This window comes from Photobacterium kagoshimensis, from assembly GCF_050337045.1.
In the GTDB taxonomy this organism is placed as follows: Bacteria; Pseudomonadota; Gammaproteobacteria; order Enterobacterales; family Vibrionaceae; genus Photobacterium; species Photobacterium kagoshimensis.
The window spans coordinates 123,552-137,594 of record NZ_JAKJSO010000019.1 but is presented as its reverse complement, the minus strand read 5'-3'; the positions used below and the strand labels follow the sequence as shown (position 1 = coordinate 137,594).

General features: G+C 43.8%; 12 protein-coding genes, 1 tRNA gene and 1 rRNA gene. 7 read left to right on the top strand and 7 right to left on the bottom strand.

The genetic code is table 11. The annotated features are described in order from the left end of the window. Positions 1–173: 173 nt before the first annotated feature. From rrf to L4C35_RS18100, 3 genes are all read left to right on the top strand, one after another. Positions 174–289, top strand: a 5S ribosomal RNA gene (rrf, locus tag L4C35_RS18110). Positions 290–355: 66 nt separating this feature from the next. Next, a tRNA-Asp gene (locus tag L4C35_RS18105) sits at positions 356–432 on the top strand. A 380-nt stretch (positions 433–812) separates the two neighbouring features. Next, positions 813–1,871 carry a glycosyltransferase family 9 protein gene (locus tag L4C35_RS18100; protein WP_428464209.1) on the top strand — a complete coding sequence of 353 codons (1,059 nt, stop codon included), beginning with the start codon at positions 813–815 and terminating at the stop codon, positions 1,869–1,871. A gap of 36 nt (positions 1,872–1,907) precedes the next feature. On the opposite strand, the gene L4C35_RS18095 is transcribed toward L4C35_RS18100, so the two are convergent. The 6 genes from L4C35_RS18095 to L4C35_RS18070 form a co-directional block, all read right to left on the bottom strand. Then, positions 1,908–2,777: a TIGR03899 family protein gene (locus tag L4C35_RS18095; protein ID WP_428464208.1), complete on the bottom strand. Its 870-nt coding sequence runs from the start codon at positions 2,775–2,777 to the stop codon at positions 1,908–1,910. Between the two features lie 145 nt (positions 2,778–2,922). After that, on the bottom strand, positions 2,923–3,408 hold the full coding sequence (locus L4C35_RS18090; protein ID WP_428464207.1) for a DUF3299 domain-containing protein: 486 nt from the start codon (positions 3,406–3,408) through the stop codon (positions 2,923–2,925). 9 nt (positions 3,409–3,417) lie between these two features. Beyond that, complete coding sequence (locus L4C35_RS18085) at positions 3,418–4,677, bottom strand: ABC transporter permease (RefSeq protein WP_428464206.1); 1,260 nt, start codon at positions 4,675–4,677, stop codon at positions 3,418–3,420. Continuing rightward, positions 4,674–5,369 (bottom strand): ABC transporter ATP-binding protein, encoded by a 696-nt coding sequence (locus L4C35_RS18080; protein WP_428464205.1) that lies wholly within the window; start codon positions 5,367–5,369, stop codon positions 4,674–4,676. The genes L4C35_RS18085 and L4C35_RS18080 overlap by 4 nt, the downstream gene beginning before the upstream one ends. A 41-nt stretch (positions 5,370–5,410) precedes the next feature. Further along, positions 5,411–6,118 (bottom strand): zinc uptake protein ZrgA, encoded by a 708-nt coding sequence (gene zrgA / locus L4C35_RS18075; protein ID WP_428464204.1) that lies wholly within the window; start codon positions 6,116–6,118, stop codon positions 5,411–5,413. Between the two features lie 191 nt (positions 6,119–6,309). Continuing rightward, complete coding sequence (locus L4C35_RS18070; RefSeq protein ID WP_428464203.1) at positions 6,310–6,861, bottom strand: YtfJ family protein; 552 nt, start codon at positions 6,859–6,861, stop codon at positions 6,310–6,312. Positions 6,862–7,140: 279 nt separating this feature from the next. On the opposite strand from L4C35_RS18070, the gene L4C35_RS18065 reads away from it, so the two are divergent. Further along, positions 7,141–7,350 (top strand): DUF1107 domain-containing protein, encoded by a 210-nt coding sequence (locus L4C35_RS18065; protein ID WP_428464202.1) that lies wholly within the window; start codon positions 7,141–7,143, stop codon positions 7,348–7,350. A gap of 32 nt (positions 7,351–7,382) precedes the next feature. Here the strand turns inward: L4C35_RS18065 and msrA are convergent, their stop codons facing one another. Next, entirely contained in the window at positions 7,383–8,027 is a 645-nt protein-coding gene (msrA, locus tag L4C35_RS18060; RefSeq protein WP_428464201.1) for a peptide-methionine (S)-S-oxide reductase MsrA, read from the bottom strand. Between the two features lie 165 nt (positions 8,028–8,192). Here msrA and tamA point away from each other — a divergent pair, with 165 nt between their 5' ends. Genes tamA through L4C35_RS18045 form a run of 3 tightly spaced genes read left to right on the top strand, consistent with a single transcriptional unit; the run spans position 8,193 to position 14,028 of the window. Then, positions 8,193–9,914: an autotransporter assembly complex protein TamA gene (tamA, locus tag L4C35_RS18055; RefSeq protein ID WP_428464200.1), complete on the top strand. Its 1,722-nt coding sequence runs from the start codon at positions 8,193–8,195 to the stop codon at positions 9,912–9,914. Then, the gene (tamB, locus tag L4C35_RS18050; protein WP_428464199.1) at positions 9,911–13,666 is read left to right on the top strand and encodes an autotransporter assembly complex protein TamB; all 3,756 of its coding nucleotides are present in this window, start codon (positions 9,911–9,913) and stop codon (positions 13,664–13,666) included. Before tamA ends, tamB begins: the two co-directional genes overlap by 4 nt. Positions 13,667–13,674: 8 nt before the next feature. Further along, positions 13,675–14,028, top strand: a complete 354-nt coding sequence (locus L4C35_RS18045) for a gamma-glutamylcyclotransferase family protein (protein ID WP_428464198.1) — start codon at positions 13,675–13,677, stop codon at positions 14,026–14,028. Positions 14,029–14,043 lie beyond the last annotated feature (15 nt).

Below are 14,043 nucleotides of genomic sequence, written 5' to 3'. Positions count from 1 at the left end.
TGCGAGGCATTGAGCTAACCTGTACTAATTGCCCGTGAGGCTTAACCATACAACACCCAAGGGGTTTTACGGACTCCATAAACGCTTGAATGCGTGTTAAGAACGATATTGAAACTAGTTAGATTTTCCCAGATTGTATTTATCGCCTGATGGCGGTGAATAACCCGAATTTGCTTGGCGACCATAGCATTATGGACCCACCTGATCCCATGCCGAACTCAGTAGTGAAACGTAATAGCGCCGATGGTAGTGTGGGGTCTCCCCATGTGAGAGTAGGTCATCGCCAGGCTTCAATTTTAGATATACGTATTGAACGACGTGTATCGGATAGACAGGTTACTGTTTATCACCGTGTGGAGCGGTAGTTCAGTTGGTTAGAATACCGGCCTGTCACGCCGGGGGTCGCGGGTTCGAGTCCCGTCCGCTCCGCCACTTATACTAAGCCCGAGTCTTACGACTTGGGCTTTTTTACGTTTGTACTTTGACGAATCATGGCGCGGCAGCGGTAGTTCAGTTGGTTAGCCTCTTTACCTTGAAGGCAGCGGCCTATCACGCCGAGGGGCGCGCTGATTTTCGGTGTGGCAGTTTATCTATATAAAGTTCCGTCCGCTCCGCCACTTTATATCTAAGCCCAAGCCTTGCTGCTTGGGTTTTTCGTTTGAATAATAATACTAGCGGTGTCATTTACGTAGTTTCATTCACCCAATAAGATAAGGTACTTTTGAATCCGTAAATTAAGTGGAGGCAGCTCTGTAATCCACGTATTATGGGGCTTAATATCTTAACTCTTCTATTTTAACGGGAAATTTTTGATGAGCTTTAAAGACTCGCTGCGAAAATTTGATCAATATCGACGAAAAAAAATGATGAAACTTGAGGTGCTCCTGTTTCAAGTTATCAATAACAAAAAGATTATGGTTGATTCGTTGATCAAACCTGAAGACGTTGAAAAGATATTGATTGTTAGAACAAATAAGCGCATCGGTAATATGTTCTTCTTATTACCATTTCTGCATGAGACTAGAAAGTGTTACCCGAATGCTGAAATTGACCTTGTTTTGAATTTGCCTTGGCAAGGGAAGATTTTTGAAAATATCGCAATTGACAAAATATTTTATTCTCACTTTTCTTTTAAAGATATTTTTAAGTGGAGAGAATGTATTAAAGAGCTGAAGAAACAGGACTATGATTTAGTACTGATGCCTTATCAATCGGTTGGTGATGCCGTTACTTCAGCCTTGATGAATGGACGTAATAAAGCCTCATTTGTCTCTGATATTAATGGTATTGCATTCCCGCATGCTGTTACTGAAGATGGCTGTGAAAGGCACTTTGCTTTCAAGCCTTTAAAAATATTAGAGGGAATTGGCAATCAATTAGAAAAGCCCTATGGTTATGAAATTATTTTGTCTGAGGGTGAGGTAGAGTCGGCAACAACAGCTTTACGTGATTTGTCTAAAGATAGTGGGGCTCGAGTGCTTGCATATTTTCGTGGGGCAAGGGGCACTAAAGTGTTGAGTGACAACGTATGGCGAGGGATCGTTGCTAAGTTTAAAGACTACGATCCTGAAAATACCATTTGTGTTGAAATCTTGAGTCCTGATATTCAGACGCCTTTAGAGGGCGATACGCAAGTTTATCAAAATGCGGATATGCGTGCTCTAGCTGCATTTTTAGCACAATGTGACATGTTTATTTGTTCTGATACTGGACCTTTGCATTTGGCGGATGCGGCAGGTGCAAATTGCGTCGGTTTATTTACAGAAACCGATCCAACTGTCTATGGTTGTATTGGCGCTAATACGGTTAATTTAACCGACATTGAGAATATTGATGTCAGCGCAATATACTCTCGGTTAGGTTTGAAATAGTTAACTTATAAACGCTCTTTTAAGGGCGTTTTTTATTTAGCTGGATTCAACCATGAAGTATCGGCTTAACAGGTTAATTAAGTCAGTTTGATACCCCTCATACAGGCTAACGGGCAGTAAGTGAGCGAGTTCATTACCCGTTGGCGTAAAGCGGTAATAAGTTAATGTGCTCATTTTACTGTTGGCTAATACTTTAAAATGATGGTTTTGGTAATTCAGAGGCAGTGCTTGGTGCTGAGATATAGTGCCTGACTCAAGTTCTGATGCGTGAATGATCCCGAGTTCGATGAGTGATAAAAGTTCATGGTAGGGGAGTTGGTACTGCCCGAGAGTTAATTTTGATTGCTCACGCTTAGGAATGACAAGCAGACTCATTTTGTGACTAATTGCGCCAGTGAGTAGTTTTCGTCCTTGATCTGTACCAAAACTACAACTAAGGGAGCATGCATGCTGAAAGGCATGTGCATCTTTTTTTGTCATATTCTTAAGAGTGTTCAGTGCTTTGATCGAAAAGCTACCTGGTGCTGTGACTTCTTTTTTTAGTACTCTTCCCCAGAGTGCTTGCATATTGGCGCTATGAATATTTTTTGCAATCGACATGAATTGTGCCAACCAGTCAGGATCAGGCATATTTGCACTGTCTTCATTGCTAACGTCATAAGCAATTTTTAGTATCTTTTCTAGATTAGCTTGCTGAGCTTCACGCTCTTTTTGTTCCCGCTGTTGAGTCCGTAGTTCAATTGAACATTCTTCCGTTTCCGTTATTAGGTGATTGACGACAAACAGCTTCGCTATTGCTTCTGTGTATTGTTTGGCGTTTCGTCGGGTCGAAGATGTCTTCTCAGTCGTGCTCTGAGTACTTTTTATTGTCAGCTCTTGGGCGGGTTTATTTGAAGAGGTGGTCATGTCGAGTAACTCAATCTAGTAATAGTTCTGTTGTACCAGTAATTAGTCTTAATCGCGAAATGAATTTTGTATTTTGAGATAGGGGTTATCTTGGTAGAAAAAAGGCTAATACAGAATATTAGCCTTTGTGGATTATATTGAGGGATTACATGTCATCGTATTCTTCTAGTTGGGTACCTTCAATCAGATAGCCGACTTCAGCGAGATCATGACTGACATGCTGGGTTTTTAATTCACCGATAATATAGACAACATCCCAAAGCTGTTGGATCGGTGCACCTGTTGGAAATTTCACATAAATAATCTGGTTCGGCGGCGGTGGTGGAACGTGTATACAAGCACCGAAATAAGGAACCAGCAGAAACTCGGTGACAGCTTTATCATCCCCTTCGAGAGGAATAACGAAACCGGGAATTTTTACCTGACTACCATTGAGTTCTTCGCGCACTTTTCCCATTTGGCTTTGTTTTGCTTTACCACCACTGTGATCAATAAAGGCAGCAATGCCCTGTTCATTGATCATTGAACGTTCATTTTCTGGTACTAAATCTAACCAGTCTAATGTCAGTGGCTCTGATGCATGTACCAGCAATGGAAATGTGCAGCATAAGGCTAATAGCCATTTTATCATGTTGTGCCCTTAAATCTTGATTGTCATGCCATCAGACAGCGAGTGTTGATAAGCGCGAATCGCAGGAATAATACCGACTAGGATACCTGCAACTTGAACGACTGCCAGCAATGTTAGCTCATAAATATTTAGAGGCGTGATCTCGATATACATTCCAAAGTGCGTCAGGATAAATGGTTGCGCAATGAAAAGCAGACCATAGAGCATGATTGTTCCAAGTAGAATACCGAGCGCTGTCAGGAAGGTTGCTTCACTGATTAATAAAAAGAAAATATGGCTTGGTCTTGCTCCTGTTGCACGCAGGATCGCCATTTCACGTCGACGTTCGTTTAGGCTTGTAAGTAAGCTAGAAAGCATACCTAATAAACCTGCAATCACAACAAAACCTGAAACAATGAGTAATGCTTGCTCTGCAATCGACATCATTTGCCAAAGTTCATGCAAGGCGATGCCTGGCATGATGGCGCTTAAGGGCTCTTTGCTATAAGTATTAATATAGCGCTGTAATGCAAAGGTTTGGATTTTTGAATTAAGCCCTACCATGAAGGCGGTAATTTGATGGGGTTTAAATTCTTGTTGTAGCAGTATTTTTGCTTCTGGAGTTGGCCCTAATCGAGCACCTGACTCCCACCCAACATGGATTGCTTCAATCGCCTCTAACGAAACATGTACGCTGCGATCAACTGGTGTACCTGTCGGGGCGAGAATACCTACAACTTTGAATGGCAAGTTATCATGACGGTTAAAGGATTTATCGCTGATCCCATGGGCAATGATAATTTCATCGCCTAATTTGTAGTCTAATTTTCTCGCAACTTCAGCGCCAACGACAGTTTCGAATAGGTCTGTAAACGGTAAGCCTTGGGCGAAGGTAAGAGGTTGTTTTTTACCGTATTTATAATGCTCAAAATAATCGCCATTCGTCCCAATAACTCTAAATCCACGGTGTGAATCACCCAGTGAGATAGGGATTGCCCATTTTACTGCACGGTGTGATGTGATGTCTTGATAACTTTTCCAGTCGATATTATTGGTTGCATTACCGATACGAAATACCGAGTAGAGTAATAAATTGACTGAACCGGCGCGCGAGCCAACAATAAGATCTGTGCCTGAAATTGTATTGGCAAAGCTGGCTTTAGCTTGTGTTCTTACTCGCTCAACACCTAATAGCAGGGTGACTGAGATGGCAACGGTAAGTATGGTAAGTAACGCCGTCGCTTTTCGGTTATTCAGGCTTTTCCATGCTAAATGTAAGATAGCCTTCATGATGTTATCTCTTGGTGAATAGTGTTGATGTCATTGAGTGCAACGGTTCGATCAAAAAGTCCTTCAAGCGTTTGATCATGGCTTACAAATAAAAGTGTGGTATTAGAGCGTTCACATTCAGCCATTAACAGTTCGATAAAGGCTTCGCGGTTATTTTGATCTAAGGCTGATGTGGGTTCATCTGCAATGAGCAGCTCTGGCTGCCCCATCAGTGCTCGTGCTGCAGCTACTCGTTGTTGCTGACCAATGCTCAGTTCACTGATAGGTTTGTGGAGACAATCGTGTGGTAAATGAAGCTGTGTTAATAAGCGTTTTGCTTCTTGCTCCAAGCTGGTTGAAATTCGTTGTTGGCGTAATGAGGAAAAGCGACAAGGCAGCATTACATTCTCAAGTACAGACAAGTATGGCAGTAGGTTAAACATCTGGAAGATATAACCGATATGATCCGCTCTGAATGTATCTCGTTGCGTGGCTTTTAATTCACTGAATTTTTGGCCGAGGATTGAAACTTCACCAGATGTCGGTTGGCTGATACCTGATAGTAACCCTAGTAATGTCGACTTTCCGCTTCCGCTTGGGCCTTTGAGAAATACCTTCTCACCTTGCTGCACAGTGAATTGAGGTATGGCTAATATATCAGCGTGTTGTCGAGCCCAGCGAAAAGTGAGATTTGAAATATCTATAACAGTCATGCTTGGTTTCCTAAAAAGGGGCGTGAGCCCCTCTTACTTCATTAGAACGTAAACTGGGTTTGTGCTGGAGTCAGTTGACCTGCTTTTTGCCCTTTGTTTGTAATTGCTTGAATTGTGATTTTCTCGGTAGAGGTGAAATGCTTGAACCAATCCGATTGCATGTCTGTTAGCGTTTCGATGTTGTCGCAATTGAAAGTGTATTGCGCTGAAAACTCACCATGTTGACCATCACAGTTACAATCATGGTCATGGCTATCGTGATCGTGGTGTGCATGTTCATCATGATCGTGGCTATCGTGATCGTGGTGTGCATGTTCATCATGATCGTGGCTATCGTGATCGTGGTGTGCATGTTCATCATGATCGTGGCTATCATGGTCATGATGTGCATGTTTATCATCATGGGCCGTAAGGGTTTCTGTTACGAGAGTGTCAACTAGCGTACATTGTGCTCCAGTGGAGAATGTCAGTAATTGCAGCGGCTGAGCGAGTGTTTTTAGCGCACTATCTAGCGCTTTCTTTTGTTCATCATTTTTTGGTGCGTGTTCAAAGCCCACAACGTCGGCGCCTGGAGCGGTAATTTCAACGAGTAGAGCGTTGGCATCTTGTGCGATATTGAGTTCAACGACACCGTGAACATGCGCGCCATGCTGACGATATTCACTTTCATCGTGATGATTGTGTGCTAAAGCTTGCCCTGTGATGAGTGAGCTTACGAGTGTGGCGAATACAGTACGGCGGATCGTCATGTTTGCTTTCCCTATGGTTGAAAACGATATAAACACAGCGTGACAACAAGGGGGATGTTACAAAGTAAGGAGCAAATGTTTAGTGCCAATTGCTCCCCATTAGCTTTGTGCCAAAACCAATGCTGTTACAATGTGTGACATTATAACATTACATTAAGTTCTCTGGTATGGCTTGATAAGAATAGGAAGTGCTACAGGTTATTGTTAATAAGCTCCATAACTTGCTGTATTTCTTGTACAGAAAGCTGACCTTCTTGGGCGAAAAGCACGGTTCCTTTTGCATCAAGCAGTGCAATCATTGAATTTTCAGGCTTGAGATCCCATGCTTGTTGAACGTCTCCATTCGCATCCAACACCATCGATGACCATGCAAACTCGCGCTTACTGTCTTCGGCTGATGATTTGACAAAACCACCGGTCCCCCAGATCGCGTCATCTTGATTAATGATTGTTGTTGTTTGGTATTTTTCTGCAGGTAGGTTGGCAGCTTTGATCGCATCGATCATTGGAGCATTCATTGCTTTAGCGGCACTGCGCCCAGCGATTGCTTGAATAACTCTTACTTTTCCTTCTAGTTGAGCTGTTGTCCAAGCCTGATAAGCAATCTTGTCTTGGGCTAATAAAATCTCACCTTTATCGGCGACATCAACACTTGGTAATGCTTGGCCAATCTCAAGGTTATGAGCTGATGCCAATGTTGGCAGTAAGCCAGCGAGTAAGGTAATGATAAGCTTCTTATTCATTGTTTTTTTCCGATTATAGTTAGACGCCTTATTATCTTAGTAAAAGCACGTCAATCTGGTTATACCAGTTAACAAGATTAGACATGTGTCACTCATTTTTTAGTTAATAATCAGAAATAAGGCGAATCGCATTATGATTTTGTTCTAGAGTCTGTTTGCGGGAAGAAAAAAGCGTCAAGAGCAGGATGTTTTGGCGAATAAATTGCATGGTTTTTATGCAAGATGAATGAAACAAATTTTGTTTCTGTTGGTCTATAGCTATGTGAAAGAGAGGAACTCATGCTGAAAATATTTAAACAATATCGACCAAATCAAATTGCCCGTTATGTGAAAAATTATTTTAGGGGGCGTTTATTTATCATGGGGGTTGGCGCCTTCGAGTTTGACTGTGGACGGCTATTACCCGCGAAGTCACATGATTTAAAAGCCTTAAGTGCGTTGACTGAAGTGAATAAGGAAATTCAATTGCTGGCCGCAGAGGCGTATTGATACCCACAGACAATGTGGGTATCGGTTAGGTACTAAGTGGTTAATGAAGGCGGCAGGCAGATCCCTGTTCCTCCTCGTCCACAGTAGCCATTTGGGTGTTTTGCTAAATATTGTTGATGGTATTCTTCAGCAAAATAGAACGTGCTCGCGGCTTGAATTTCTGTTGTGATAGTTGCTGTAAGTTGGCTGCTATTGAGTGCCTGTTGATATCTCTGTTTACTAGCAAGTGATTCGGTTTGTTGCGAGTCAGAGTTGGTGTAAATCGCAGAACGATACTGAGTGCCAGAGTCATTCCCTTGTTGCATGCCTTGTGTTGGATCGTGGTTCTCCCAAAACAGTGCAAGTAGTTGGCTTAATGATATAGCACTAGGGTCAAAAATGATCTTAACCACTTCAGCATGCCCAGTTCTCCCTGAACAAACCTCGTCGTAGCTTGGATTTGGTGTAAAGCCACCACAGTAGCCAGCTGCTGTGCTATAAATACCAGCTTGTTGCCAGAATAAGCGCTCAGCACCCCAAAAGCAGCCCATGCCAACAATTAACGACTCCAAGCCTGTTGGTATATCATCATTGAGTGGGGTGCTAAGTACTGCATGTGGATGACTTAGCGTAATCGCGGTTGCTCTGCCAATCAGCGCTGTATCCTGCGTGATCATGGTTTGTTTTGTCAGCGACATTATTACTTCCTTTTATGTTGCTTGGTATAAAGAAAATAGTGAAATTGCGTGGCACAATCAATGATCAATTTTTTGCGAAATAAAAACTGGCGGCTAAGCGCGTGGTTTGTCAGAATAATTTGTGCGCCCCTTGGATCTCGACTTTAGAAAAGAAGCAAAATAAGAATGAATTCACTGTATAAGCGGTTCGCCTTTCCCGCTCTCGCTCTCCTATTTTCTCTTCCTGCTAGTGCCAATACGGATCTAACGATCAAGGGGTTGAGTGATAGCCTTGAAGATAATGTTGATGCTTATATTCAGGGGATCCCTGAGGATGATTACAGCACATCTCTTCGATTTCGAGAACAACTTGAAAATGAAATAAAGTCAGCATTAAAAGCGCTGGGGCATTACCAACCGACCTTTAATTATGATGTGAAAGAAGGCAAAAATAGTAAGCTAACAGTGACGGTTGATGCCGGTCCACAAACCCGTATTGCTCGCAGTAATATTGATATACGGGGGATGGCTAAAGACGATATCGATTTTATCGCGCTAGTGCGAAACAGTGGGATGGGGTTAGGTGAACCACTGAATCACGGTAAGTACGAAGCATTAAAATCCGCGTTAAGCAGTCTCGCTCTGCGTAAAGGTTACTTTGATGCGAAGTTTGAAAAGAGTGTGATGGAAGTTGCGCCATCACGCAGTGAAGCTTTCATTTTGATCACGTTTGATAGTGGTATTCGCTACAACTTCGGTGACACAGTCTTTACCGGTAGTCAGATCGATGAAGACCGTCTACAGTCGTTGATCCCATATGAAGAAAATGAACCCTATTTAGCCTCTAAATTGGGGGAATTTAACCAACGCTTATCCAATGTAGGCTGGTTCTCTTCAATTTTTGTTGGCGGTGATGTCTCTAAGTTAGAAGATAACTCGATTCCTGTTCAGGTGAGCTTAGCCCCACAGGTGCGAAACCAAATTGAAACGGGTATCGGTTTTTCAACCGATACTGGCCCTCGCTTAAAGTTTAATTGGAAAAAACCGTGGATTAATAGTGCAGGGCATAGCCTGAGTGTTAAAACAGAAATTTCGGCCGTTCAGCCAAAAATTGAAGCCACCTATAAAATCCCCCTCGATGATGTACTGAATGATTATTACCAAGTGGTTGGTGGCTTAAGTTACACCGACAACCATGACACGATCAGTACTCAACTAACATTAGGTCTTGAACGGCATTGGCTGTTAGAGCATGGCTGGAAGCGTATTGCTTCATTACGTTGGTTAACGGAAGACTATAAGCAGGGTAATAATGAAAAAGGCGTGTTGAACATGCTGATCCCTGGTATCACATACAGTAAAACACGTGCTCGTGGTGGCGCGATGCCAACATGGGCTGATAAGCATTTAATCTCGATTGAATATGCTGATCCTAATTTAGGTTCGGACACGCGTGTGGCGCGTTTCCGTGGCCGTAGTGCCTGGATCCGCAGTGCAGGAGAGAACCATCGTGGGCTATTGCGCCTTGATGGTGGTGCGATTGTTGCTGATAGTATTGAAGATGTCCCGCCATCAATGCGCTTTTTCATTGGTGGTGATAACAGTCTTCGTGGGTATGGTTACGAGACTATCGCCCCGAGAGATAATGGTAATAAGCTTCGCGGAGGTCAGTACATGCTAACCAGTTCCGTTGAATACCAATACCGTGTTTATGGGGATTGGTGGGGGGCACTTTTCTATGATTACGGTTCTGCGTGGATTGACTCACCTGATTGGAAAAGTGGTACTGGTGTAGGGGTTCGCTGGGCATCGCCAGTGGGTCCCATTCGTTTTGATGTAGCATGGGGACTTGATCGTCCATCCGATGATCGGATCCAGCTCCACTTTACCTTAGGGCCTGAATTATGATTTGGCTTAAGCGTATTTCTATTGCAGTTATCGCGATTCTTATTTTCCTCGTTATTGTACTGGCTACTTTGTTATATACCCCTGCTGGGGTAAAGGTGGCTGCGTGGGGGGCACAAAAAGCACTGCCAGCGTTAACGATTTCAGGTGCGCAAGGGACACTTTTCCGAGGCTTTCAGCTTGAGAATGTTCGCTATCAAGATCAGGGTATCGACTTGCAAGCGAACCGTCTTCGACTTGATCTGGATGATCGTTGCTTACTCAGCCCTGAGGTTTGTGTGCGAGAGCTTGCAATTTCGGGGATGCAATTTTCAATGCCAGTCTTACCTGAAAGCTCTTCAGATGAAGCGCCAGTAGAAGAGGAATCGACGACAGCCTCGATTACTTTCCCCTTACCGATCAGCATTGATCGGGTGCTGCTTGATGATATTGACCTAGATATTTTGGGTAATAAAGTCCGTTGGCAGCACTTTTCAACAGCGGCTCAGTTAGTCGGTTCATTAGTGACATTAAAGCCGACGGATTGGCAAGATATTGAGCTAACGCTAGCAAAAGCAGATACAAGCCAAGACCAAGCGCCAAAAGTGGTTGATACGTCAGGAAAAACACAGGAAAGCATTGTTCTGCCTGAAGTGTTATTACCCCTAGATTTTGATATTCAGCGCTTTACGGTGAAAAACTTCACCTTGAAAGGAGAAACACCGCAGGTTGTTAATCAACTGGAGCTGGTGGCTTCAGCACATGGCCATGATGTTAACGTATCTAAATTATTGCTCGATGTACCACAAGCTGTTTTGAATGCAACGACCCAAGTGTCATTGAAAGGTGATTACCCACTGACACTCGATGCAGTTGCTGATATTGCAATGGCACCGTTAAGTGGTCATCAATTAGCATTAAAAGCCGATGGAAGTGTCGGTAAGCTAGCGCTCGATGCGAAGCTAAAAGGCACCATCGATGCTGTTTTGGCTGGTGACTTAGCACCGCTTGATCCAAATCTGCCATTTGATTTGTCGTTAAAAAGTCATCATATCCAGTGGCCTATTGATAACAAAGCTGAATTTGAAGTAACGGATACATCGCTCAATGCGAAAGGTAGCCTAAAGGGGTTCAACTTTGATCTAAAGAGCGCTGTTGATGGCGAGCCGATGCCTGCGGTGGCTGTTAATTTGAAAGGTCGGGGGGATATCGACAAGGTTTCCCTCACGTCATTGAAGATCAATACTTTAGGTGGGGTGATTTCAGGTAAAGCTAAAGCAAACTGGAAGAAAAATGTTACTTGGCAGGGACAGCTGGCATTTTCAGATATTCAGCCCGACAAACAGTGGTCAGAAGTCCCTGGTAAGTTAAGTGGGCAACTACAAACATCGGGTGGACTGACAACCAAAGGTGGCTGGTTTGTTAAGCTCCCTGTCTTGAGTGTTGACGGTAATGTGATGTCACAAACCTTTGCGCTTAAAGGGCAACTTGAGGCCAAAGATATTGCGGGTAACGGTAATATTGAATTGGTCACCAATGGCTTGTCTTTAAATCATGGGCCTAATGGTTTGATAGCGAAAGGCTCATTGGCAAAAAATTGGGATATGACAGCAACCATTAATGCACCAGACTTAGCGCAATCCATACCTGATGTGCGTGGTTCTATTATTGGTAACGTGGCCTTATCGGGCAAAATGCTAGAGCCTGATATTCAGTTAGATTTACAAGGCCAAGCACTTGGTTGGCAAGAATTAGCAAGCTTACAAGCATTTAACCTTACGGGGCGTGTATCACCGTTGCCACAATTAAATGCGGATATAGAACTGACAGCGGAAAATGGTCAGTACGAAGATGCCAAGTTAAAAAACTTATCGCTTAATTTTGCGGGAACGGAAAAGCGCCATGAGTTGGTCGTGGATATTGATGGCGAGCCTGCAAGCGCACAGCTACGTTTAACCGGCGCCTTAGATCGTAAGCTGGGCTGGCAAGGTGTTTTACAGCAAGCAGAATTAGGTACTCCGGTTGGACCATGGCGCTTGAATCAAGCAACGGCAATTGGCTACAGCTTAAAAACGGAATTAGCGACGGTTGCGGCGCATTGTTGGCAGCAAAATAGTTCTGGCTTATGTTTAGCAGAGCCGTTGGAAGCAGGTAAGTCAGGTCATGCCCAAATTGCACTCAAGCGATTTGACTTCGAGATTATTAAGCCTTTTTTACCACCTGAATTAGTGGTTAAAGGGGAAGTGGGCGCTAACATTGAGGCTCTCTGGACGCCAGAATCTGCACCGTATGTAAAGGCCTCGGTTGTCATGCCAGCAGGCTCTGTTTCGCAGCAAATTGATGAGACTCAACCGCCACTGAATGTTGGTTGGGATAAAGTTACACTCAATGCTGAAATGAAAAACGATGTCTTAAATGCGGATTGGTTGATAGGGGTAAAAGATAACGGTGATGTTAGCGGTCAAGCGCGTGTTACGCAGTTAACTGCCGATCAGCAAATTGATGCCAAAGTGAAGATTGATCGCTTCATGCTTGATTTCTTACACCCCTTGTTAAGTGATTTCCGTGACTTTGGTGGTCAGGTGGATGCCGATATTCATTTAACGGGAGCGGCTTTACACCCTGCTGTAAATGGTGGCTTGAGTGTCAGCAAGGTAAAACTCAGTGGTAAAACGGCACCGATAGATGTTAAGCAAGCGGATTTAACCGCGACCTTCTCTGGTTTTGGCGCCGCCATTAACGGTAACGTGATAACGCCTGATGGAAAGTTATTATTGCGTGGTAAGGCGGATTGGACTGAGTTAGAAAACTGGCGTACCGAGCTTAATGTGAATGGTGATGAACTCGCGCTGAGCGTACCACCTATGCTAGCAATGAAAGTGTCGCCGCACTTAAAGATCGCGGCATCACCGAAACAAGCTGAAATCAGCGGTAATATTGGTATTCCATGGGGACGCATTAAGGTCGATCAATTACCGCAATCGGCTGTTGCGGTATCGGATGATGAAGTCTTGCTCAATGATCAGCTAGAGCCGATAGAAAAAGAAAAACCGATACCGTTTTCAATCAAAACCAATGTATTAGTGAAGATTGGTAATGATGTGAAAATTTCAGCATTTGGTCTAAAAGCCAACTTGAAAGGTGATCTGAATGTACGTCAGAAAGATAATGAGCCGTTAGTGTATGGCGAAGTTAATATTAAGGATGGTACTTATCGTTCATTTGGTCAGGAGCTGGTTATCCGTAAAGGGCAGATCCTATTTAATGGCCCTGCTGATCAGCCTTACTTGTCGATGGAAGCGATCCGTGATCCTGATAATATCGAAGATAGTGTGACGGCAGGTATTCGAGTGACGGGCCCTGCTGATGAACCTAAGATTGATATTTTCTCTGATCCTGCGATGCCTCAGCAAAATGCGTTATCGTATATTTTGCGTGGGAAGGATATCGACAGTGAGTCAGGGGATAACAGCAGCGCGATGACAACAGCCTTGATCAGTATGGGGCTTGCACAAAGTAGCCAGCTAGTGGGGGATGTCGGTAAAGCGTTTGGGGTTCAAGATCTTGCTGTTGATACTGCAGGGTCGGGTGATGACTCTCAGGTGACAATCAGTGGCTATATTGCTCCTGGCTTGCAGGTGAAATACGGCGTTGGTATTTTTAATAGTTTGGGTGAGTTTACAGTGCGTTACCGCTTAATGACTGACTTATACGTTGAAGCCATTTCAGGTTTACACAATGCGGTCGACTTACTGTATCAATTTGAATTTGATTAATAGGGAAGGTGATGAGCTTAGTTTTTGTGTATGGCACTTTACGTCAAGGTGAGTCGAATCATCACCTATTAGCCGATGCCAGACTTCTTGGTGAAGCAGAGCTTACGACGGGTTACGCCCTGTATGATTTGGGCGCCTACCCAGGTGCGGTGGCAGATGCATCCTCTGCGACAGCCTTATACGGCGAAGTTTACCAAGTGGATACTGCAACATTTGAGGCGCTCGATCGGCTAGAACAATACCCAACAGGGTATACACGGGAATTGGTTGTCAGCCCTTATGGTCACGCTTGGGTATATTTATACTTGCACTCGTTAGACGGGATGCCGTTAATCAACTCGGGTAATTGGTGCCAGCGTTAGCCTTGGTTTAATGCA

What these genes read in the sequence shown, in the direction of transcription:
- L4C35_RS18100 (WP_428464209.1), top strand. Translation starts at nt 813, where the DNA reads ATGAGCTTTAAAGACTCGCTGCGAAAATTTGATCAATATCGACGAAAA.
- L4C35_RS18095 (WP_428464208.1), bottom strand. Translation starts at nt 2,777, where the DNA reads ATGACCACCTCTTCAAATAAACCCGCCCAAGAGCTGACAATAAAAAGT.
- L4C35_RS18090 (WP_428464207.1), bottom strand. Translation starts at nt 3,408, where the DNA reads ATGATAAAATGGCTATTAGCCTTATGCTGCACATTTCCATTGCTGGTA.
- L4C35_RS18085 (WP_428464206.1), bottom strand. Translation starts at nt 4,677, where the DNA reads ATGAAGGCTATCTTACATTTAGCATGGAAAAGCCTGAATAACCGAAAA.
- L4C35_RS18080 (WP_428464205.1), bottom strand. Translation starts at nt 5,369, where the DNA reads ATGACTGTTATAGATATTTCAAATCTCACTTTTCGCTGGGCTCGACAA.
- zrgA (WP_428464204.1), bottom strand. Translation starts at nt 6,118, where the DNA reads ATGACGATCCGCCGTACTGTATTCGCCACACTCGTAAGCTCACTCATC.
- L4C35_RS18070 (WP_428464203.1), bottom strand. Translation starts at nt 6,861, where the DNA reads ATGAATAAGAAGCTTATCATTACCTTACTCGCTGGCTTACTGCCAACA.
- L4C35_RS18065 (WP_428464202.1), top strand. Translation starts at nt 7,141, where the DNA reads ATGCTGAAAATATTTAAACAATATCGACCAAATCAAATTGCCCGTTAT.
- msrA (WP_428464201.1), bottom strand. Translation starts at nt 8,027, where the DNA reads ATGTCGCTGACAAAACAAACCATGATCACGCAGGATACAGCGCTGATT.
- tamA (WP_428464200.1), top strand. Translation starts at nt 8,193, where the DNA reads ATGAATTCACTGTATAAGCGGTTCGCCTTTCCCGCTCTCGCTCTCCTA.
- tamB (WP_428464199.1), top strand. Translation starts at nt 9,911, where the DNA reads ATGATTTGGCTTAAGCGTATTTCTATTGCAGTTATCGCGATTCTTATT.